This is a genomic window from Nocardioides albertanoniae, from assembly GCF_006716315.1.
GTDB classification, from domain to species: Bacteria; Actinomycetota; Actinomycetes; order Propionibacteriales; family Nocardioidaceae; genus Nocardioides; species Nocardioides albertanoniae.
Genome location: NZ_VFOV01000001.1, coordinates 394,693 through 414,030, shown reverse-complemented (window position 1 = coordinate 414,030; position 19,338 = coordinate 394,693). Strand labels below are relative to the sequence as shown.

At 69.3% G+C, this 19,338-nt stretch carries 19 protein-coding genes and 1 tRNA gene; 8 read left to right on the top strand and 12 right to left on the bottom strand.

Going from position 1 to position 19,338, the window contains the following annotated elements; all coding sequences use genetic code 11:
• The first annotated feature begins 77 nt into the window (after positions 1-77).
• The gene (locus tag FB381_RS02005) at positions 78-2,606 is read left to right on the top strand and encodes a DUF6351 family protein (protein WP_141778740.1); all 2,529 of its coding nucleotides are present in this window, start codon (positions 78-80) and stop codon (positions 2,604-2,606) included.
• On the opposite strand, the gene FB381_RS02000 is transcribed toward FB381_RS02005, so the two are convergent.
• The 5 genes from FB381_RS02000 to FB381_RS23780 form a co-directional block, all read right to left on the bottom strand.
• The gene (locus tag FB381_RS02000; protein WP_141778739.1) at positions 2,579-3,235 is read right to left on the bottom strand and encodes an alpha/beta fold hydrolase; all 657 of its coding nucleotides are present in this window, start codon (positions 3,233-3,235) and stop codon (positions 2,579-2,581) included. The genes FB381_RS02005 and FB381_RS02000 overlap by 28 nt on opposite strands.
• Before the next feature lie 9 nt (positions 3,236-3,244).
• On the bottom strand, positions 3,245-3,424 hold the full coding sequence (locus tag FB381_RS24035; RefSeq protein ID WP_211352304.1) for a hypothetical protein: 180 nt from the start codon (positions 3,422-3,424) through the stop codon (positions 3,245-3,247).
• Between the two features lie 107 nt (positions 3,425-3,531).
• Positions 3,532-4,053, bottom strand: coding sequence for a DinB family protein (locus tag FB381_RS01990; protein ID WP_211352303.1), 522 nt, complete (start codon positions 4,051-4,053; stop codon positions 3,532-3,534).
• 241 nt (positions 4,054-4,294) lie between these two features.
• Positions 4,295-4,370, bottom strand: a tRNA-Thr gene (locus tag FB381_RS01980).
• A 12-nt stretch (positions 4,371-4,382) separates the two neighbouring features.
• Positions 4,383-4,541 (bottom strand): hypothetical protein, encoded by a 159-nt coding sequence (locus FB381_RS23780; RefSeq protein ID WP_170225029.1) that lies wholly within the window; start codon positions 4,539-4,541, stop codon positions 4,383-4,385.
• A gap of 130 nt (positions 4,542-4,671) precedes the next feature.
• Between FB381_RS23780 and FB381_RS01975 the strand changes: the two genes are divergently transcribed.
• Positions 4,672-5,598 (top strand): LysR family transcriptional regulator, encoded by a 927-nt coding sequence (locus tag FB381_RS01975; protein WP_141778736.1) that lies wholly within the window; start codon positions 4,672-4,674, stop codon positions 5,596-5,598.
• Between the two features lie 115 nt (positions 5,599-5,713).
• Here FB381_RS01975 and FB381_RS01970 read toward each other — a convergent pair whose 3' ends face one another.
• From FB381_RS01970 to tmk, 4 genes are all read right to left on the bottom strand, one after another.
• Positions 5,714-6,322, bottom strand: coding sequence for a hypothetical protein (locus FB381_RS01970; RefSeq protein ID WP_141778735.1), 609 nt, complete (start codon positions 6,320-6,322; stop codon positions 5,714-5,716).
• A gap of 132 nt (positions 6,323-6,454) precedes the next feature.
• Positions 6,455-7,972, bottom strand: a complete 1,518-nt coding sequence (locus FB381_RS01965) for an alpha/beta hydrolase (RefSeq protein ID WP_141778734.1) — start codon at positions 7,970-7,972, stop codon at positions 6,455-6,457.
• Positions 7,969-9,129, bottom strand: a complete 1,161-nt coding sequence (locus FB381_RS01960) for a DNA polymerase III subunit delta' (RefSeq protein ID WP_141778733.1) — start codon at positions 9,127-9,129, stop codon at positions 7,969-7,971. Before FB381_RS01960 ends, FB381_RS01965 begins: the two co-directional genes overlap by 4 nt.
• Positions 9,126-9,776 (bottom strand): dTMP kinase, encoded by a 651-nt coding sequence (gene tmk / locus FB381_RS01955; protein ID WP_141778732.1) that lies wholly within the window; start codon positions 9,774-9,776, stop codon positions 9,126-9,128. Before tmk ends, FB381_RS01960 begins: the two co-directional genes overlap by 4 nt.
• A 131-nt stretch (positions 9,777-9,907) precedes the next feature.
• On the opposite strand from tmk, the gene FB381_RS01950 reads away from it, so the two are divergent.
• The 5 genes from FB381_RS01950 to FB381_RS01930 are packed head-to-tail and all read left to right on the top strand — an operon-like array spanning position 9,908 to position 13,534.
• Positions 9,908-10,525, top strand: coding sequence for a DUF4178 domain-containing protein (locus tag FB381_RS01950; protein ID WP_141778731.1), 618 nt, complete (start codon positions 9,908-9,910; stop codon positions 10,523-10,525).
• Positions 10,522-11,034 carry a DUF2617 family protein gene (locus FB381_RS01945; RefSeq protein ID WP_141778730.1) on the top strand — a complete coding sequence of 171 codons (513 nt, stop codon included), beginning with the start codon at positions 10,522-10,524 and terminating at the stop codon, positions 11,032-11,034. The genes FB381_RS01950 and FB381_RS01945 overlap by 4 nt, the downstream gene beginning before the upstream one ends.
• A complete protein-coding gene (locus FB381_RS01940) occupies positions 11,027-11,509 on the top strand; it encodes a DUF4247 domain-containing protein (RefSeq protein ID WP_141778729.1) in 483 nt (160 codons plus the stop codon). Before FB381_RS01945 ends, FB381_RS01940 begins: the two co-directional genes overlap by 8 nt.
• A gap of 25 nt (positions 11,510-11,534) precedes the next feature.
• Positions 11,535-11,957, top strand: coding sequence for a DUF350 domain-containing protein (locus FB381_RS01935; RefSeq protein ID WP_141778728.1), 423 nt, complete (start codon positions 11,535-11,537; stop codon positions 11,955-11,957).
• The gene (locus FB381_RS01930; protein WP_211352302.1) at positions 11,954-13,534 is read left to right on the top strand and encodes a polyamine aminopropyltransferase; all 1,581 of its coding nucleotides are present in this window, start codon (positions 11,954-11,956) and stop codon (positions 13,532-13,534) included. Before FB381_RS01935 ends, FB381_RS01930 begins: the two co-directional genes overlap by 4 nt.
• A gap of 77 nt (positions 13,535-13,611) precedes the next feature.
• Here FB381_RS01930 and topA read toward each other — a convergent pair whose 3' ends face one another.
• Positions 13,612-16,335 (bottom strand): type I DNA topoisomerase, encoded by a 2,724-nt coding sequence (topA, locus tag FB381_RS01925; protein WP_141778727.1) that lies wholly within the window; start codon positions 16,333-16,335, stop codon positions 13,612-13,614.
• A gap of 347 nt (positions 16,336-16,682) precedes the next feature.
• Between topA and FB381_RS01920 the strand changes: the two genes are divergently transcribed.
• On the top strand, positions 16,683-17,447 hold the full coding sequence (locus FB381_RS01920; protein WP_141778726.1) for a hypothetical protein: 765 nt from the start codon (positions 16,683-16,685) through the stop codon (positions 17,445-17,447).
• On the opposite strand, the gene FB381_RS01915 is transcribed toward FB381_RS01920, so the two are convergent.
• A complete protein-coding gene (locus FB381_RS01915; RefSeq protein WP_141778725.1) occupies positions 17,389-18,873 on the bottom strand; it encodes a DUF7059 domain-containing protein in 1,485 nt (494 codons plus the stop codon). The two genes, FB381_RS01920 and FB381_RS01915, sit on opposite strands and share 59 nt — an antisense overlap.
• Positions 18,874-18,899: 26 nt before the next feature.
• Positions 18,900-19,235, bottom strand: a complete 336-nt coding sequence (locus tag FB381_RS01910; RefSeq protein WP_141778724.1) for an anti-sigma factor antagonist — start codon at positions 19,233-19,235, stop codon at positions 18,900-18,902.
• Positions 19,236-19,338: the final 103 nt, after the last annotated feature.

Sequence of the window (19,338 nt, the reverse complement as noted above, 5' to 3'; positions counted from 1 at the left end):
CAACCTCTCGCGAGGCTGCACTCTCAGTTGTGGCAGGCGTCACCCGGGGACGCATGCGCCCTCGCGAAAGGCACGTCATGACGTTCCGCGCCCTGTCTCGACCCCATCGGCTCGCCACGATCGCCGTCGCGACCGTGTGCACTCTCGCCGCCACCCTGCTGCTCGGTGCGGTGCCGGCCCAGGCCGCACCGGCGGCGGCCGCCTCGGCCACCAGCGACGACGTCGTGCTCGAGACGCTCTCCAACCGGGCCGACCTGGTCTTCGACGGCAACGCCCTGGTGCGGGTGACGCTGCCGGAGGGCGGCGACCTCGACGACCTGACGGTGGCGCTGCCGGGCGACCGCGACGTCACCTCCGCCTTCGCGGAGCGGCCCGACGGTGAGATCGAGGGCGTCGTCCGCGGTCTGCGGGTCGGCACCAACGAGCTGACCGCGCGTCTCCGCGACGGCCGCGGCGCCCGGCTCACGATCACCAACCACCCACGCGGCGGTCCGATCTTCTCCGGGCCGCAGCTGCAGCCGTGGCGCTGCCAGCCGACCGCGACCGACGCGCAGTGCAACCAGGAGCCGGAGATCAGCTGGCTCTACAAATCGACAAATCCACTGCTCGACGGGCTCCAGGCGTACGACCCCGCGAAGCCGCCGAAGGACGTCGCCACCACGACGACCGACGAGGGCGTGACGGTGCCGTTCGTCGTGCGCGTGGAGACCGGCTACCAGAACCGCGATCAGTATCGGATCGCCGTGCTCTGGCAGCCCGGCGAGGCATGGGAGCGGTGGAGCCCGCAGGAGCAGTGGAACAACAAGCTGTTCATCCCGCACGGCGGCAGCTGCGGGGTCGACCACGAGGTCGGCGAGGCGCCGACCACCGACTACGCCGGCACCTTCGACCTCGGCATCCCGGTCGTCGCCGACGCGCTGGGCGACAGCCCGACGGTCGCGCTCGGCCGCGGCTTCGCGATGCTGTCGACGGCGTTGGCCAACACCGGCCACAACTGCACCGTGACCAGCGAGGCCGAGTCGCTGATGATGGCCAAGGAGCATCTGGTCGAGACGTACGGCGACCTGCGCTACACCATCGGCAGCGGCTGCTCGGGCGGCTCGATCGCGCAGCAGACGATCGCCAACGCCTACCCGGGCATCTACCAGGGCCTGGTCGTCACCTGCTCCTACCCCGACTCGCTCTCGCCCGGGCTGCAGTTCTCCGACTACCACCTGCTCCGGAAGTATTTCGAGAGCTCCGAGACGACCCGAGCGAGGCCTGACGGCGAGCTTGCTCGTCCGTCCGCGCCGAGCGAGGGAGTAGGCGCGCGCAGCGCGCAGCGGCTCACCGACGGGAAGTTCTGGAACCCGGCACAGTGGGCCGCGGTCGAGGGGCACCTGCTGCCGCTCAACGCGGTCACCGCCGACGAGGGCCTGTTCAAGCAGGCGGTCATCCCCACCTACCCGTGCGCCGGCGTCAGCGACGAGGAGCGCTACGACCCCGCGACGAACCCCGGCGGCGTACGCTGCTCGATCATCGACGGCTCGATCAACGTCTTCGGCCCGCGGCCGGAGAGCGTGTGGACGGATCAGGAGAAGCAGATCGGGCGCGGCTTCGCCGGCTCGCCGCTCGACAACACCGGCGTGCAGTACGGCCTCGAGGCGCTCCGCTCCGGGGCGATCACCCCGGAGCAGTTCGTCGACGTCAACGAGAAGATCGGTGGCCTCGACATCGACGTGCAGCCGCGCGCGGAGCGCTCCGTCGCCGACCCGACCGCGCTCGCCAACGCCTATCGCAGCGGCATGGTCAACACCGCCAGCAACCTCTCCGGGGTCGCGATCATCGACCACCGCGGGCCCGATCCGGGCATCGCGCACGACGCGCGGTGGGCGTGGGCGATGCGTGACCGGCTGACCCGCGAGCAGGGGCACGCCGACAACCAGGTGATCTGGTACGGCCTGACGCCCCTCATCGGCGACCCGAGCTACTCCAAGGAGGCGCTGCTCGCGATGGACCGGTGGCTGAGCGCCGTCGAGGCCGACTCGCGGGAGGTGCCGCTCGCCGACAAGGTCGCGCAGGACCGTCCCGGCGACCTGCACGACCGCTGCACCCAGACGCAGGGCGTCTCCAGCAAGGACGGCCTGTTCCTGCCGGTCGCCGACCCGCTCGTCGACGACCTGACCGGCGGTGCGCTCGACGGCCTGAACGGCGCCGTCAACCCGGTCCTGGACCCCGCACTCAACCTCGTCGTCGATCCTGTCTCCGACCTGGTCTGCGGGCTCGGCCCGGTCAGCGACCTGGTCAAGACCGACTTCGCGACCCCGCGGATCGTGGCCGGCGACAACAACTACTCCGACAACGCCAAGTGCCAGCTGAAGCCCCTGCGGCGTACGGACGACTACGGCACGTTCGGTCTCAGCGACCCGCAGTGGGCCCGGCTCGAAACGGCCTTCCCCGACGGCGTGTGCGACTACAGCAAGCCGGGCGTGGGCTTCTCCGAGACCGTGCCGTGGCTGACCTATCAGACCGCCGCCGGCTCCGCCGTCTACGGCGGTACGCCGATGGGCAGCCCGCCACGGTCAGAGCCGTTCGGCGGTCACGACCGGTCGCCCAACGACCGGTAGAAGTCGCCGATGACGTCGTTGAAGAGCTCGGGGAACTGCAAGTTCCACTCGTGGCCGGCGCCTTTGACAACCTTCAGCTCGGCGCCGGGCACCGACCTGGCGAGGAGACGGGCGGCCGGAAGGTTGGCGACGTCGCGCGACCCGCACAGCACGAGCGTCGGCACGTCGATGTCACTGAGGCCCGAGCGGAAGTCGGCGGCGGCGATCTCGCGAAGCATCGCGAGCCAGCCCTTCTTCGTCATCCCGAAACGAGCCGCGGTCTTCTCCGGCAGCAGCCGGATCACGGCACGCTGCGCGGCCATCAGAGCCAGGTTGGGCGCCACCTGACTGCCCGACAGCACCAGCGACGACACCCGGGCAGGGTGGTCGATGGCGATCTGGGTCGCGACCATCGCGCCCAATGACAGCCCGCACACGTGAGCGCGGGCAACGCCCTGCTGGTCGATCGCGGCGACGATGGCCCCGGCCGCCGAGCCAAAGTCGAACCGCACCTTGTCTGCCTCGGTGACCCCCGGGATATCCGGCGCGACCCCGACGAAGTCGTCCGGCAGGCCACGCACCTGGGCCTCCCACGAGGACGGCCACGCGCCCAGCGCATGAAGAAACATCACGACCTGACGTGTATCCACATCGGGAAGCTAGCACCGGACGTGCCGCCGGTCGCCGTAATTACATGGGGCCTTGGCGCGTCCGTGGCCACCCCGGGCGACGGTGAGCGTGACCGGCACCCGCGTACCGAACGGAGTCTGCGCGATGACGTCGCCCTCCCGTAGCAACACGTCGGGCCGCGCCGGGAGGCCGCTGACTGAGCGTGGCATCTGGTCCTCCTTGTACATGGCGGCGATGCGGACCGCCGTGACCGCTGGAGTCCGACGCTTTGAATGATTCGTGCGGAGCACCAGGCGAGCCAACGGGTGGCTGGTTGTCACCTCTGAGGTCGGCGGCTCTCGCGCAGATAGAGATCGCGCAACAGGCCGATCTCTCCGCCGTGATGCGCGACTTCGTCGAGGGCGTGCAGCGCGAGCTTCAGGTAGTGCTCGTCAGCCCAGCCGCCGGGTCCTGAGCCCATTGGCGCCAGCAGGCCTTTGTCGCCGAGGGACGCGATGCGCGAGACGAAGCGCTCCCAGTCCTCGGCGAGCGCTCGGACACCCTCCTTCGCGGTGCCCGGCCACGTGAGGCGGTCGCCGAAGTCTGGGACATCCTCGAAGAAGTGGATCACGTAGCCCCGCAGGCAGCCGGTGCCGATGTGCATCATGCGCCAGGCGATCGTCGTGACGGGGTCGGGCACGCCCGGGACCGACTCGGGGAACAGCGAATCGACGCGGTAGGTACCGTCCCTGCCCGGGCGGATGTTGAGACTGTCGTCGGCAGGCTCCCACAGGTACTCGGCGTCGGCCAGGCCCTCAAGGCGGCCGAACAGCCGCCGTCGCACGCCTTCGAAGGTCATGAGCAGATCGTGGGTGAGGGGGTTGGACAACGTCAGCTCCAAAGATCGGCGGATTCGGCGGTGGGGCATGCTTCGATCGCGATGACAAACATCTACCTGCACCACCTAGGAACGGTCGCCGACGAGGCTGGCTTGGCCGGTCTGACCGGTTCGAGGGGAATCTTCGCCGTAACGGTAGACCCAAACACGAAGAACCCCGCCTGACGTCCTGCGTTTTAGCAGGTCAGACGGGGATTATTGGTGGAGCCGCCTGTCGGAATCGAACCGACGACCTTCTCATTACGAGTGAGACGCTCTACCGACTGAGCTAAGGCGGCGTACCGTCACCTTTACCGCATGAAGCGGCTCTGGTTGAGCGGACCGGACGAGTGTACCGAGACTGCGCGCTCGACACTAAAACGGTGCGCCTCGACGTGCTCGTCGATGGTCATGCGGGTGGGCTTTCCCTTGCCGATGAGGCGGCCCAGGCGGCGAACGCCGTGCTTCATTACTGCTCTTCTCCCCTATGTGAACGTCAAACCACCACCGACTACGGACGCAGTGGTGGTGATTCAAGGATGACCGAACGCAATCCATAGAGGTAGGCGATCTTTCCTTGAAAAGACATAGGATGGCCCTATGTTGTCGCTGCACCAGCTCCGGGTGTTCCTCGCGGTCTACGAGCACGGCTCGCTGACCGCGGCCGCCGAGGAGCTCGGGTATGCGCAACCGTCGATCTCGGAGCAGGTCAGAGGTCTCGAGCGTACGCTCGGTGTGCAGCTTTTTCGCCGGGTTGGCCGAGGAGTCGTGCCCACCGGGGTGGCCGACGAGCTGCGGCCGCACGCGGAGCGCACGATCGCGGCGGCCGAGGACGCCCGCAAGGCCGTGCAGTCGGTCAAGCAGTTCGAGACCGGCACGATCCGGTTCGGGATGTTCGGGATCGCTCGGCTCTACGGCGGAGCGGGCCTGGTGGCGGATGTGCTCGACCGGTATCCGGGCGTACGCGTCGAGCTGGTCGGCCAGAACTCATCCGAGGTGCAGGACGACCTGCGCCGCGGACGCCTCGAGGCGGCGATGCTCTCGGTCGGCAGCGTCTCGGGGGAAGGGTTGAAGATCAACCCGGTCGCCCGCGACGAGCTCGTCTACATCTCGGCGGACCCGGCCCACCTGGCCACGCCGGTCACGTCGCACCGGCTCTCGCTGGCCACCCTGGTCATGGCCGACACGACCTGGAGCTCGGAGGACCCCACCCGCACCACGCTGCGCAACCTGCTCCACGAGACCGGCCGCAACCCACCGAGCCGGATCGAGGTCGAGGACGTCGAGACGGTCGTCGAGCTGGTCGGGATGGGCTACGCCGACAGCGTCATCCCCCGAGGAGCCGCCGAGCAGCTGCTCCCCCGGCTGGCGCCATCAGCGGGGTGGGTGTCGCTGCGACCCCGGACGTACGACACCTTCGCCATCGTCCATCGCACCGACGCCACCCTCTCCCCCGCCGCGACGCTGATGATCGAGCTCGCGACCGCTCGGATCCAGGCCATCGCCGACCCGGTGCGGCCTCGGTAGGGGCGGTTCCTCCGTCAAGGTATGCAGGCGAAGGCTCACATCCCGTACGGAGGTCCGGCCGGGATGTGACCCCTGAGCTGCATACCTTGACGAAGTCGCAGCCTCAGTAGCAGCCTCAGTCGCAGCCGTAGCCGTCCTTGTCGCGGTCGAGGCGCCACGGGTCGGAGCCGTGCACGCGCACGGGCTTCTTGTAGCCCGGGATCTGGCCGCAGTCGAGGTCGTTGGCCGAGGTGGCGTTGTAGACCTTCGCGCCGTTGCGGTAGGTGTAGTCGAGGCCGGAGCCGCCCGTCGAACCGCGCTTCTTCAGGTAGAACGACTTCGACACGTCGGCCTTGCGGCGCGAGTCACCGGCGAACTTCCAGCGGTAGTAGCGGCTCACCTTCGGCGTCATGACCACCGCGCACTTGCCGTATCGGTTCGTGACGCACGACTTCACGCTGATCCAGCGGCCGCTGCTCTTCTTCTGCAGGTGGATCCGCCGGCCCTTCACGGCCCGGCCTCCCGCGGTCAGCTTGCCGACCGGCCGATACGACTTGGTGCCATACCTGTTCGCGGAGACCTTGATGACCTTGGAGCTCACCTTGGCCTTCGCCACCACGGCATGAGGAGCCGTGGATGCGTACGCCGGTTGGCTGATGACGGGGGCGACCGCGACCGCCAGGGCGGCGACGGCGGTGGCGGCGAACGCCTTCGTGGTCAGGCGAAGGCGCAGGTTGGTGATCACTGGGGCGTGACCCTCTCTTCTCGAGGTGACTGTCAGCGGAGATCCTCTGAAGCAGGCGGATCGTCCGGTCGGGTAACGCCGAGAACACACCTCAGATGAGGTATGCGGGTCGTGCGGATCAGCGGAGAGCGGTCAGCACTCCAGGCCGTCGTCGGGCACCTTGCCGTCGACCAGGTAGTCGTTGATGGCGCCGTCGACGCAGCGGTTGCCCTGCATGTAGCCGGTGTGACCGTCACCGTCGCGAGAGACCAGCACCCCGGCGTCGAGGGCCTTGGCGAGCTCCTTGGCCCACTCGTAGGGCGTGGCCGGGTCGCGGGTGGTGCCGACGACGACGATCGGGTTGGAGCCCTCGGCGTCGATCTTCGGCTCGGGCTCGCTGGCCTTGAACTTCTCCCCGGCGCAGCCGTTGAGCATCCAGGCCAACGCGGCGCCGAAGGTGGGCGCGGCCTTCTCGAAGGCCGGCAGCTCCTTGCGCACCTCCTCGGGGCTCAGCCCGGAGGAGTCGTCGAGGCAGTTGATCGCCCAGTTGGCTTCCATCGTGTTGTTGGCATAGCCGCCCTCGGGATCACGACCGGCATAGCTGTCGGACAGGCTCATCAAGGTGGTGCCGTCGCCCTTGATGGCACCCTCGAGGGCCTTGGTCAGCTCGGGCCAGTAGGCCTCTACGTAGAGCGGGGTGATCAGGCCGTAGAGAGCGTTGCCCGAGGTGAGCTCACGGTCGCCGGCAGGCAGCGGCTTGTCGTCGATGTCGGCCATCAGCTTCTGCACTCGCTCGACGCCCTCGTCGACGGTGTCACCGAGGAAGCAGTCGCCCTTGTCGACACAGCTCTCCACGTAGGAGCGGAGCGCGACCTCGAAGCCCTTGGCCTGGGCCAGGTTGGACTCGAGCACGCTGAGCCCTGGTGCGATCGCCCCGTCGAGCACGAAGCGACCGACGCGGTCGGGATAGAGCTCGGCGTACGTCGATCCGAGCTGGGTGCCGTAGGAGGCACCGAAGTAGTCGAGCTGGTCCTCGCCGAGCGCCGCACGGAGCACGTCCATGTCGCGGGCCGCCTCGACGGTGCTGACGTGGGCGGAGATGCCGCCCTTCTGGGCGGCGCAGCCCTTGGCCATGTCGGTGCCGGTCTTGGTGTAGGCCTTCTCCTCGGCTGCGTCGTCGGGGGCGGGGTCGACCGCGACGTAGTCGTCGAGCGCGGCGTCGTCGAGGCAGTCGACCGGGGTGCTCTGCCCGACGCCACGCGGGTCGAAGCCGACGATGTCGTAGGCGTCACGGACCTCGGAGCTGAAGGACTGGTTGTTGTAGAGCGCGTAGTCGATGCCGGAGCCGCCGGGACCGCCCGGGTTGATCGCCAGCGAGCCGATCTTCTCCTTGTTGGCCGGGTCCTTGATGACCGCGACGTCGATGGAGCCGGCGGCTGGGTCGGTGTAGTCCAACGGCACCTCGAGCGTCGCGCACTCGAAGGCGCCGTTGCAGGACTTCCAGTCGAGCTTCTGGCTGTAGAAGGACTGCAAGGCCTTCTCCGGGGCGGCCGTCGCGGCCGCGCTCGGGCTGACCTGGTCGGCTTCCGGGGTGCCACCGTCGCCGGCACCACAGCCGGACAGGGCGAGCACGGTCAGGGCGACAGCACCGGTGGCTGCTTTGAGTTTCACTGGTCTCCTCCGGGCGGCAACAGCGCCACCATCATGGCCTCCAGCACCAACTGGGGCTGCACGTTGAACTCCAGCAGCTGCTCGCGGGCCTCGAAGATCGCCCCGATGCGCTGCAGATTGACCTCCGGCGAGGTCGCGGCGGCGAGCTGCTCGATCTCGCCGCGGTGCTCCTCGTTGACGAGCATCACCGGGGCTCGCGAGGCGATCGTGATCGCGTCGCGGTAGACCGAGACGAGATCCATCAGCCCACGGTCGATCACGTCGCGGTGACGCCGGGTCGCGCGGCGCTTCTGGTCCTTCTCGAGCGCCGACAGGGCCGGTCCGTACTCACGAGGGCGTCGGCCGCGGTCGACGACGCCGTAGCCGGCGTCGAGGTCTGCCTTCTCCCGGGCGTCGAGCTCGGCGGTGACCGCGTCGGCCTCCTCCTTGGAGACCGCGACCAGCTCACCGGCCGCGCGCAGCGCATCGGCGAGGGTGCTCAGCCGGGCCGGGTAGGACACGACCTGCTCACGGCGCCGCCGGGTGTCGTCGCCGCGGGCGAGCGCCTTGGCGCGGCCGATGTGGCCCTGGCTCGCGCGGGCGGCGTAGGCCGCGCGAGCCTCGTCGACGTCGAGGGTGCGCTGGAGGAAGGCGGTCACGTCGGGCGCCGTCGGGGTGCTCAGCGTGACCAGCCGGCACCGCGACCGGATGGTGGGGAGCACGTCTTCGACCGTCGGCGCACAGAGCATCCACACCGTGCGCGCGCCGGGCTCCTCGACCGCCTTGAGCAGCGCGTTGTTGGCCTGCTCGGTGAGCCGGTCGGCGTCTTCGACGATCAGGATCTGCCAGCGGTTGCCGGCCGGGGTGAGCGCCGACTGGCGCACCAGGTCGCGGATCTCGTCGACGCCGAGGGTCAGCTTCTCGGTGCGCACCAGGTTGACGTCGGCGTGGCTGCCGGCGAGCACCGTGTGGCACTCGTGGCACCGGCCGCAGCCGCCGTCGGGGCACTGCAGCGCGGCAGCGAAGGCGATCGCGGCGTTGGACCGGCCCGAGCCCGGCGGGCCGGTGAAGAGCCAGCTCTGGGTCATGCCGTGGCCGGCCGCGGCGGTCTGCAGCGTCGGGATCACGTGACGCTGACCGACGAGGTTGTCCCACACCGACGTGGTGGCCACGTTCATGCGCTCACCGCCTGGGTGAGCAGGGTCTCGAGGCGCGCCAGGACCGCGGCATGGACCTCGTCGACCGGCGCTCGCGCGTCGAGCACCAGATAGTGGTCGGGGTTGCGCTCCGCCAGCGCCACGAACGCCGATCGCACCCGCTGATGGAACTCCCCGGACTCCTGCTCCATCCGGTCACGCTCCTCGAACCGCGTGAACCCGGCCGTCGGGTCCAGGTCGAGCAGCACCGTCAGGTGGGGCCGCAGGTCGGCGGTCGCCCAGCGAGCGACCTCCTCGAGCTGATCGGCATCCAGCACCCGGCCCGCACCCTGGTAGGCCAGCATCGAGTCGACGTAGCGATCGGTGATCACCACCTCGCCCCGATCGAGCGCCGGGCGCACCATCGACTCGATGTGCTCGGCCTTGTCGGCGGCGAACAGGAGCGCCTCGGTGCGGTCGTCGAGGTCGCCGGTCTCCGGGGACAGCACGATGCGGCGTACGTCCTTGCCTACGGCGGTGTCTCCCGGCTCGAAGGTCAGCAGGACCTCGTGGCCACGGGCGGTCAGCGACTCGTGGAGCAGCCGCGACTGGGTCGACTTGCCCGACCCCTCGCCGCCCTCGAAACAGACGAAGACACCGCGCTCTGCATAGACACCCGGAAACCTCACGAGGCAAACCTACGGGGTGGGACCGACAACCCTGACGTACGCCGCCCGCGACCGCAGCGATTGGGGCTGCTCAACCTTTCACCGCCGGGTTAAGGTTCGGGTCGTCCTCACGCTGACCCAAGGAGTCTCCGGTGATCTACGTCCTGATCGTCCTGCTGCTGGCCGCGCTCGCGGTCGCGGCCTATCTGCTCTGGAGGAGCAGGCAGCAGCCGGCAGCACAGCAGGAGCCCGACGACTTCATCGGTGACCAGCACAAGCACGCCTCCGACCAGCTGCGACAGCTGCGCAACGGCGACGTCGTCGAATATCTCGGCCACAACTGGTTCGTCCGCGGACGGCTCGACTTCGACGAGCACGGCTACCGCTGGACCGAGCACATGCTCGACGACGCCGAGGGCAAGAAGTGGCTCTCGATCGAGGACGACGAGGGCTTCGAGGTCTCGCTGTGGCACGCGATCCCTCTCGGCGACATCGAGCAAGGCACCGTCGGTGACCGCGACATCATCGTCGGCGGGGTCGCCTACCGGCTCCAGGAGAAGGGCGCGGCCGCCTTCACCGCTACCGGCGCGACCGGCACCGCACCTTCGGGCACGGCGGAGTACGCCGACTACAAGGCGGTCGACGGCAAGCTGCTCGGCTTCGAGAAGTGGGGCAGCAACTGGGAGCCGTCCCTCGGCGAGGTGCTGCAACCGTTCGAGCTGACCGTCTACCCCTCCACCGACCGGCCCGCCACCCTGGACGACGAGTGACGCTCCTCGACGTCCCGTTCGCGGACGTCCGCGGCGACACCCTGCGCTGGACGCTCGCGCCGGTGCGGTGCACTCCCCTGGCCTCTCGAACGGTGAACCTCGGGACCGGGCTCACGGTCACGTTGAGCGTCCTGGGCGCCAGCCACCAGGTGGTCGTACGCCACGGAGAGCATCCGCTCCTGCACGAGACCGTCGCGTGCGGGATCGCCGAGGCCGCTCCCCTTCCCGGGGCGCACTCGGGCGACGGCTACCGGCTCCGGTCGCACGTCTCCCAGGTGGGGCCCGACGAGCTCGCCGAGCGAGCCTCCGCGCTCGTGACGCGGCTGGGCGGGCGTACGGATGCGGTGGTCGCCCACTTCCCGGGTGACCCGCACGCGGTGACCGCGCTGAGCCTCGACAGGGCCGAACCCGCGGAGCTCACCTGGCGCACCTGGCACACCTACCCACAGACCGGCGAGATCGTCGCCACCACCACCAGCTACCGGCCCAAGGAGGTCGTCAGTGCCTGACCCGAACCGCAAGCTGATCGGCTGGGCGGTGGTCGCCGTGTGCGTCGTGATCGTCATCGTCATCGCCAGCGCGATCGGCGGTGGCAACGGAGGCGGCAGCAGCCCCGAGAAGTATCTGCGCAAGCACTTCGACCACGTGCGCGGCAGCGACCCCGACAGCGACTCCGGCATCGTCTTCAAGGACAGCGCCTCGCCGGCCCCGGTCGCCGACAAGATCGCCGGCGGCACCGACGCCGACGAGAACCGCGCGGACGGGTCGAGCCACTACCTGCGCTACGACGACGACTGGCTGGTCGTGGTCGAGCCGGGTAACCCCTCGGGCTCGACGATCACGCTCTACGAGTACGACCGCGGCTACAACCACCACGTCGGCGTGATCGGGCTGTGGGGCTGGAGCAGCTACTACGGCCGCAACAGCGGCGGACGCGACGGCGGCGGATCCTTCCGCGGCGGTGGCAGCGGATTCGGCAAATGACGACCTCAGACCTGGAGATGAACCGATGACCGACCTGTTGAGCGGACTGCTGTCCACCGTCGCCTTCGCCGCCCTCGGGCTGGTCCTGCTGGTGCTCGGCTTCTATGTGATCGACCTGCTCACACCGGGCAAGCTGGGGCAGCTGATCTTCGTGGAGCATCGGCGTGACCCCGCGCTGCTGCTCGGCTCGTCGGTCATCGCGATCGCCACCATCGTGGCCACCTCGATCTACACCGCGGAGACGGACACGCTCGCCGGGTTCGCCGCGACCGCTGCGTACGGGATCGCCGGGATCATCCTGCTCGCGGTCGCGTTCGTGGTGCTCGACCTGATCACCCCGGGGCGGCTCGGTGAGCTGATGACCGACGACAAGGACGACCCGGCGATCTGGGTGACGGTCGCGGTGCAGCTCGCCGTGGGCGTGATCGTGGCGGCCTCGATCACGTGAGTCTCTCGCTGTCGTCGTCGCCGTCGCTGGACTCGATGCCGGCGGGGCGAGCGGCGCGGTTGCTCGTGCTCGCCGCCGTGTTCGTCTGCGCGGCGTGCGGGCTTGTCTACGAGCTCGCCCTGGTGACGCTGGGCAGCTATCTGCTCGGCAACTCCATCGCGCAGACCTCGCTGGTGATCGCGGTGTCTATGTTCGCGATGGGCATCGGCGCGGTGCTCGCCAAGCCGCTCACCGCGCGGCCGTTGCGAGCGTTCGTCGGGGTGGAGGTCGCGCTGGCGGCGGTCGGTGGCGCCTCGGTGCCGGCGCTGTACGCCTCGTTCGCGTGGCTGCACCTCTACACGCCGATGATGCTGCTGGTGACCTTCCTGATCGGCGCCCTGGTCGGCGCCGAGATCCCGCTGCTGATGGAGCTGCTGCAGCGGCTGCGGCGTCAGCAGGCCTCGCTCGCGGTCGCCGACATCAACGCGGTCGACTACGTGGGCGCGCTGGTCGGTGGCCTCGCGTTCCCCTTCGTGCTGCTGCCGACGCTGGGGCTGCTGGTCGGCACCGTGGCGACGGCCGCCCTGAACGTGCTGGCCGCCTGGACGGTCGGCGTCGCGCTGGCCGGGTCGCGGCGCGGACGCCTCGCCGTCTCGGCGGTCTGTGGCGTGCTCGCGATCGCGCTCGGCACGACCGCGGTGATGGCCGACTCCTTCGAGCTCAACGCCCGGCAGGCGCTCTTCCGCGACCCGATCATCCACGCCGAGCGCTCGGACTACCAGGAGATCGTGGTGACCCGGGGCGCCCCGTTCGGACCGGAGTTCGACGACGTACGCCTCTTCCTCGACGGCGACCTGCAGTATTCGTCCCTCGACGAATATCGCTACCACGAGATGCTCGTCCATCCGGCGATGAACGGGCCGCACCAGCGGGTGCTGATCCTCGGCGGCGGCGACGGGCTCGCCGCGCGGGAGGTGCTGCGCTACCAGTCGGCCTCGTCGGTGACGCTGGTCGATCTCGACCCGGCCGTGGTGTCGCTGGCACGCTCCTTCGAGCCGTTGAAGAAGCAGACGCACGGATCGCTGGAGGACCCCCGCCTGACGTACGTCGCCGACGACGCGTTCTCCTGGGTGCGCGACTACTCGGGCGCGCCGTTCGACGTGGTCATCGCCGACTTCCCCGACCCCGACTCGACCGCGCTGGCCAAGCTCTACTCGGTCGAGAACTACACCATGATCGCGCGGCTGCTCGCTCCCGCCGGGCGGATGGTCGTGCAGTCGGGCAGCCCGTTCTTCGCGCCCGACGCGTTCTGGTCGGTGCGCCACACCCTGACCGAAGCCGGCTACCGGACGACCCCCTACCAGGCCGACGTGCCGTCGTTCGGCAACTGGGGCTACGTGCTCGCCTCGCGCGGCCGCACGGCCCCCCGGCTCGGGCTCGCCGACGACGCTCCCGGCGGACTGCGCTACGCCAGCGACGCCGTGCTCGCCTCCGCCGGGACGTTCCCGCCCGACCGCGCCGAGCGCCCCACCTCGATCACCACGCTCCTCGACCCGGCGATCCTCGACTACGCCAGCAAGGGCTGGGTCGGCTACTGAGACGGACAGAACCCCGCCATGGCGGGGTTCTGTCACGAGACGGTCGCGCTGCGGGAACAGCCGCAGCGGCGTACGGGCTAGGCCTTCTTCGCCGCAGCCTTCTTGGTCGTCTTCTTGGCGGTCGACTTCTTCGCCGCGGTCTTCTTCGTCGTCGTCTTCTTGGCGGTCGACTTCTTGGCTGTCTTCTTCGTCGTGCGCTTGGTCGACTTCTTCGCCGGACCCTTGGCGCGCTTGTCGGCGAGCAGCTCGGCGGCGCGCTCGGCGGTCAGGGTCTCGAGGTCGTCGGCGGCGCGGAGGGTGGCGTTGTACTCACCGTCGGTGACGTAGGCGCCGAAGCGTCCGTCCTTGACCACCATCGGCTGGCCGGAGACCGGGTCGGGGCCGAACTCCTTGAGCGGCGGCTTCGCGGCGGCCCGGCCACGCTGCTTCGGCTGGGAGTAGATCTGCTCGGCCTCTTCGAGGGTGATGGTGAGCAGCTGGTCCTCCGAGCTCAGCGTGCGTGAGTCGGTGCCCTTCTTCAGGTAGGGCCCGTAGCGACCGTTCTGGGCGGTGATGTCCTCACCCTCGGCGGTGGTGCCGACGACCCGGGGCAGGGTGAGCAGCTTGACCGCGTCGTCGAGCGCGATCGTCTGCAACGACATGGACTTGAAGAGGCTGGCGGTGCGCGGCTTGGTGCCCTTCTTGGCGTCCTCGGGAAGCTGCTCGGTGACGTACGGACCGAAGCGGCCGCTCTTGGCGACGATGGTCAGACCGGTGTCGGGGTGGACGCCGAGGTTGATCTCCTCGCCGGCCGGGTTGGCGAAGAGCTCCTTCGACTTCTCCAGGGTGAGCTCGTCGGGCGGCAGGTCGTCGGGCACGTTGGCACGCACCGCGAACGGGGTGCCGTCGTCGCCGGGACCCTCGATGTAGGGACCGTAGCGGCCCACCCGCAGGTGGACGCCGGAGTCGGCCTCGCCGACCGGGAAGGTCGCCAGCTCGCGGGCGTCGATGTCGCCGAGACCGTCGACCAGCGGCTTGAGGCCCTTGACCCGCTCGGAGCCGAAGTAGAACTCGCCGAGCTCGGTGGTCATGTCCTTCGAGCCGTTGGCGATCTCGTCGAGGATCTCCTCCATGCTCGCGGTGAACCGGTAGTCGATCTGCCGCGGGAAGTGCTCCTCGAGCAGCCTGACCACGGAGAACGCGACCCAGGCCGGCACCAGCGCGGTGCCCTTCTTGAAGACGTAGCCGCGGTTGATGATCGTCTGGATGATGCTCGCGTAGGTCGACGGGCGGCCGATCTCGCGCTCTTCCAGCTCACGCACCAGGGTCGCCTCGGTGTAGCGCGCCGGTGGCTTCGTCTCGTGGCCGTCGGCGGTGAGGCTGGCGGCGTTGACGGTGTCGCCCTCGGCCAGGTCCGGGAGCCGGGTCTGCTGGTCGTCGGAGGTCTGCTCGGCGGAGTCGGTGCCCTCGACGTACGCCTTCAGGAAGCCGTGGAAGGTGATCACACGTCCGGTCGCGGAGAAGACGACGTCCTCACCGGTGGTGGCGGTGGCGCCCAGACGGATCGCGACCGAGCGGCCGACGGCGTCCTTCATCTGCGAGGCGACGGTGCGCATCCAGATGAGCTCGTAGAGGCGGAACTGCTCGCCGGTCAGGCCGGTCTGCGCAGGGGTGCGGAACGAGTCACCGGCCGGCCGGATCGCCTCGTGAGCCTCCTGGGCGTTCTTGACCTTCGAGGCGTACGTCCGGGGCGAGTCGGGCAGGTATTCGGCACCGTAGAGCTCGCGGACCTGGGCACGGGCGGCGCCGATGGCGTCACCGCTCAGCGTCGTCGAGTCCGTACGCATGTAGGTGATGAAGCCGTTCTCGTAGAGACGCTGCGCGACCGACATGGTCGTCGACGCGCTCATCCCGAGCTTGCGGCTGGCCTCCTGCTGCATCGTGGTGGTGCGGAAGGGGGCGTAGGGGCTGCGCTTGTAGGGCTTCGACTCGACGCTGCGGACCTCGTAGGTCCGCTCCTCGAGACCGGCGACGAGCGCCTCTGCCCGGAGGCGGTCGAGGTGGACGACCTTGTCACTCTTCAGCAGACCGTCGGGGCCGAAGTCGGAGCCGCGGGCCACCCGGTCGCCGTCGATCGAGGTGATCTTGGCCGGGAACATCCGCGGGTCGTGGTCGGAGCCGGCGTCGAAGGTGCCGGCGAGATCCCAGTAGGAGGCGGTGCGGAAGGCGATCCGCTCGCGCTCACGGTCGACGACGAGCCTGGTCGCAACCGACTGGACGCGCCCCGCGCTCAGCCGCGGCATGACCTTCTTCCACAGCACCGGCGAGATCTCGTAGCCGTAGAGCCGGTCGAGGATGCGGCGCGACTCCTGGGCCTCGACGAGGTCCATGTCGAGCTCGCGGGGGTTCTCGGCGGCGGCGAGGATCGCAGGCTTGGTGATCTCGTGGAAGACCATCCGCTTGACCGGGATGCCCTTCTTGGGCTTCAGCTCGTCGAGGAGGTGCCAGGCGATCGCCTCGCCCTCCCGGTCCTCATCGGTGGCGAGGTAGAGCTCGTCGGCGTCCTTGAGGAGCGACTTGAGCTTGGAGATCTGCTTCTTCTTGTCGCTGGGAACGACGTAGTAAGGAGTGAAGCCGTTGTCGACATCGACGCCGAAGCGTCCCCACGGCTTGTCCTTGATCTTCGCGGGGGTGTCTGCCGCGCTCTGCGGAAGGTCGCGGATATGCCCCACGGAGGCTTCGACGACATACCCCGATCCGAGGTAGCCACCGATCTTCTGTGCCTTCGCCGGGGACTCGACGATCACCAACTTGTGTGCCACTGACGTCCTTATCTCACTGCAGCAGAGCCTGGCACCTCTGACAAGCCCTGGCGAGACACGTTAGCGCGTATCTCCAGCCGGCATGGGGTCCAGTCACCGCGGATGATGCGGCACCGGCCGCTCGGCAACATGGCGTGTTGCCTTGGGCGCCGCGAGGACAATACCTAGCACGCTCCGGAGCATGAGCGTGAAATCGGTGTCTCACGAAGAGGTCGCGGAGGTGGCCTCTTCGTGTCGCTCGGGACAACCGTGCGGGCCGCCGACGGTCGCAACCGGAAATGTCGGTGCACGTCCCTAAGGTGTGGTGCGAGGACGGCGAGACCAATCCCCATCGAGAGGTCTTGCTGATGACTGACACCGAATACATCGACTACCTGGAGAGCGTCGCCACCCCGCCGGAGCATCTGGTGTGCTCGGAGTGTGCCCAGCTGCTCACCCGCACCAACACGATCCTGGAGCGGTTGGAGGCCGAGCTGACCCGACCCCGGGCCGACGCGCGGCCGACCCCACCGCCGCGCCCCGACCACGAGGTCGCGCTCGACTGGCTGGCCGCGCTGTGCGGCGGGCACGAGGCGACCGCGACGCTGAGCGTCGCACCGCTGGACGGGGCCGGGCTCGACCTGCCTCCGGTGGCGGACGAGGCGGGGCGTACGCAGCTCGCGGCTGTGGCCGCGCTGCTGCACGAGGTCGCCGCCGACTTCCCGGTCGCGGAGGTCGGGTTCGCCCTACGACGCGCGCTGCTGCGGCTGTGGGAGATCGACCCGCTGCTCGTCGACCGGCCCGCACGGCCGACCCAGGTGGCAGCAGGGATCGTGTGGACGGTCCTGGGGGCCAACGGGCTCGCCGGGCCCGGCGGCCTGGTCACCGCGACCGAGCTCAAGGAGCGGCTGGGCGTGACGAAGATGCCGTCGGCCTACGGCAAGCAGCTCGCGGCCGCGATCCGTGGCTTCTGGCCGTGGCAGACCCAGCGGCCGTGGGCGCTGCGCGACCTTCCCGACCTGGAGCCGCTGGGCTATCCCGACCTGCTCGTCTCGAGCGTGCGCAAGCGCCTGGTCAGGCTCCGGGACCAGGCGTGCCTTTCGCGGGACCAGGACGGAGGAAGCCCTCGCTGACGAGCTCCTGGGCGATCGGCAGATAGCTGCTGCGCACCACATCGGGGTCGCGCTCGAGGATCTGCGCGAGCGCATCGAGGATCTGGCCGACGCTCAGCTCGCCGTCGCACGCGCCCGCGAACGCCGCCTCGATCGTGTCGGCCTGGCGGGCGCGGCGCAGGCCACGTTGCTGACGGAGGATGACGGTGCTGGGGTCCTCGGCGCCGGGCTGGCCGAGGGTCTCCTGCTGCACGTCCTCGGCGAGCACGAGCGTGGAGTCCGCGGTGACCTCGACCCGGGCGGTCTCGCCCCAGGCCTTCAGCGCCGGGGCGATCGGCTGCTCGACGTCGTACGGCCACTCGAGGAGCTCGCGCGTCGGGTTGGCGGTGTCGGTGCGGTGCAGGTTGATCCAGCCGAACCCGACCCCCTCGATCTTCTGCTCCTCGAACCACGAGAGCCAGGTGTCGTAGCGGGTCAGGTAGTTCTCGGCGCCGTGATGGCCGGAGTCCTTGAGCCAGAGCTCGACGTACGCCGCCGGGTCGAGCACTTCGCGCTGCACGACGAACGCGTCGACCTCGTCGCCGAGCCAGCCTTCGAGACGGTCGTCCCAGGGCTGGTCCTCGGAGATGATCCAGTTGCCCAGGATCTGACACCAGCCGCCCTCGGTCAGCATGTCGGGCGCGGCCCTGACGATGTCCTCGACGACGCGGTCGCCGGGCAGGCCGGAGTCGCGGTAGACGAGTCGCTCGCCGGTCGCCGGGCTGATCACGAAGGGCGGGTTGGTCGCGATGAGGTCGAAGCGCTCACCTGCGACGGGCTCGAAGAACGATCCGTCGCGCACCTCGACCCGCTCCTCCACGCCGTTGAGGGCGGCGTTGAACCTGGTGATCCACAGGGCACGCTGGTTGACGTCGGTGGCGACCACCCGTTCGCTGTGGGCGGCGAGGTGGAGCGCCTGCACGCCGCAGCCGGTGCCGAGGTCGAGGGCCGTGCCGACCTGGTCGCGGATGGTCAGCTGCGCCAAGGAGGTGGAGGCCGGGCTGATGCCCAGGACGTGCTCGGGGCCGACGCGCTGCGGACCACCGTCGAGGCCCGGGGTGAGATCGGAGACGACCCAGAGCGAGGTCAGGTCGGTGGCGTAGGGACGTACGTCGAGGCGGGCCGCGACCTCGCCGACCGACTGCTCCAGGATCCCCTCGACGGCGAGCCTGTCGACGAGCCCGGGAAGAGCGGCCTCGGCTTGGTCGAGGGGCACCGTCGACTGCAGCAGGAAGAGCCGGATGAGGGTCTCCAGCGGGGTGATGCCGTGGGTGCGGCGTCGGCCCGGCAGCGTCTCGTTGCGGCTCAGTGCACTGTGCGCCGTCGCGCCGAGCACCTCGGCGACGGAGTCGTAGGAGAAGTCGGCCTGCTGGAGGGCGTCGCGGAGGCGGTGCGGAAGGTCACTCACCCCTCGAGCCTAATGGGGTGCTCGGGTCAGCGCGTCGCTGCGCCCTCGGCGCTGGCGTGGATGTCGAAGACCTTGGCGAGACCGGTGATGCGGAAGATCTTGAGCAGACGCTCCTGAGTGCAGACGAGGCGAAGCATGCCCTGGTTGGCACGCACCTTCTTCAGACCGCCGACCAGCACACCGAGGCCGGTGGAGTCGAGGAACTCGACGGCTTCTAGGTCGACGACGATGTCGTAGCGGCCCTGCGCGACGAGCTCGGTGATCTTGTCTCTCAGCTTCGGCGCGGTGTAGACGTCGATCTCGCCGCCCACGGCCACAACGGTGGCCGAGTCGAGCTCGCGAGTCGCAAGCGTCAGATCCACTTCGAAGTTCTCCTGCCAAGGAACGTGAGACAACCGAATCCGGCATCGGTCATCAGGCGTGTCCGACACTCTGGGTCGATCGTAATGTAACCACGGCTCACCA

Coding starts and splice junctions, on each gene's coding strand:
- FB381_RS01920 (WP_141778726.1), top strand. CDS start 16,683: ATGACTGACACCGAATACATCGACTACCTGGAGAGCGTCGCCACCCCG.
- FB381_RS23780 (WP_170225029.1), bottom strand. CDS start 4,541: ATGAAGCACGGCGTTCGCCGCCTGGGCCGCCTCATCGGCAAGGGAAAG.
- FB381_RS24035 (WP_211352304.1), bottom strand. CDS start 3,424: ATGCCACGCTCAGTCAGCGGCCTCCCGGCGCGGCCCGACGTGTTGCTA.
- FB381_RS02005 (WP_141778740.1), top strand. CDS start 78: ATGACGTTCCGCGCCCTGTCTCGACCCCATCGGCTCGCCACGATCGCC.
- FB381_RS01935 (WP_141778728.1), top strand. CDS start 11,535: ATGACCGACCTGTTGAGCGGACTGCTGTCCACCGTCGCCTTCGCCGCC.
- FB381_RS01975 (WP_141778736.1), top strand. CDS start 4,672: ATGTTGTCGCTGCACCAGCTCCGGGTGTTCCTCGCGGTCTACGAGCAC.
- FB381_RS01960 (WP_141778733.1), bottom strand. CDS start 9,129: ATGAACGTGGCCACCACGTCGGTGTGGGACAACCTCGTCGGTCAGCGT.
- FB381_RS01990 (WP_211352303.1), bottom strand. CDS start 4,053: ATGACCTTCGAAGGCGTGCGACGGCGGCTGTTCGGCCGCCTTGAGGGC.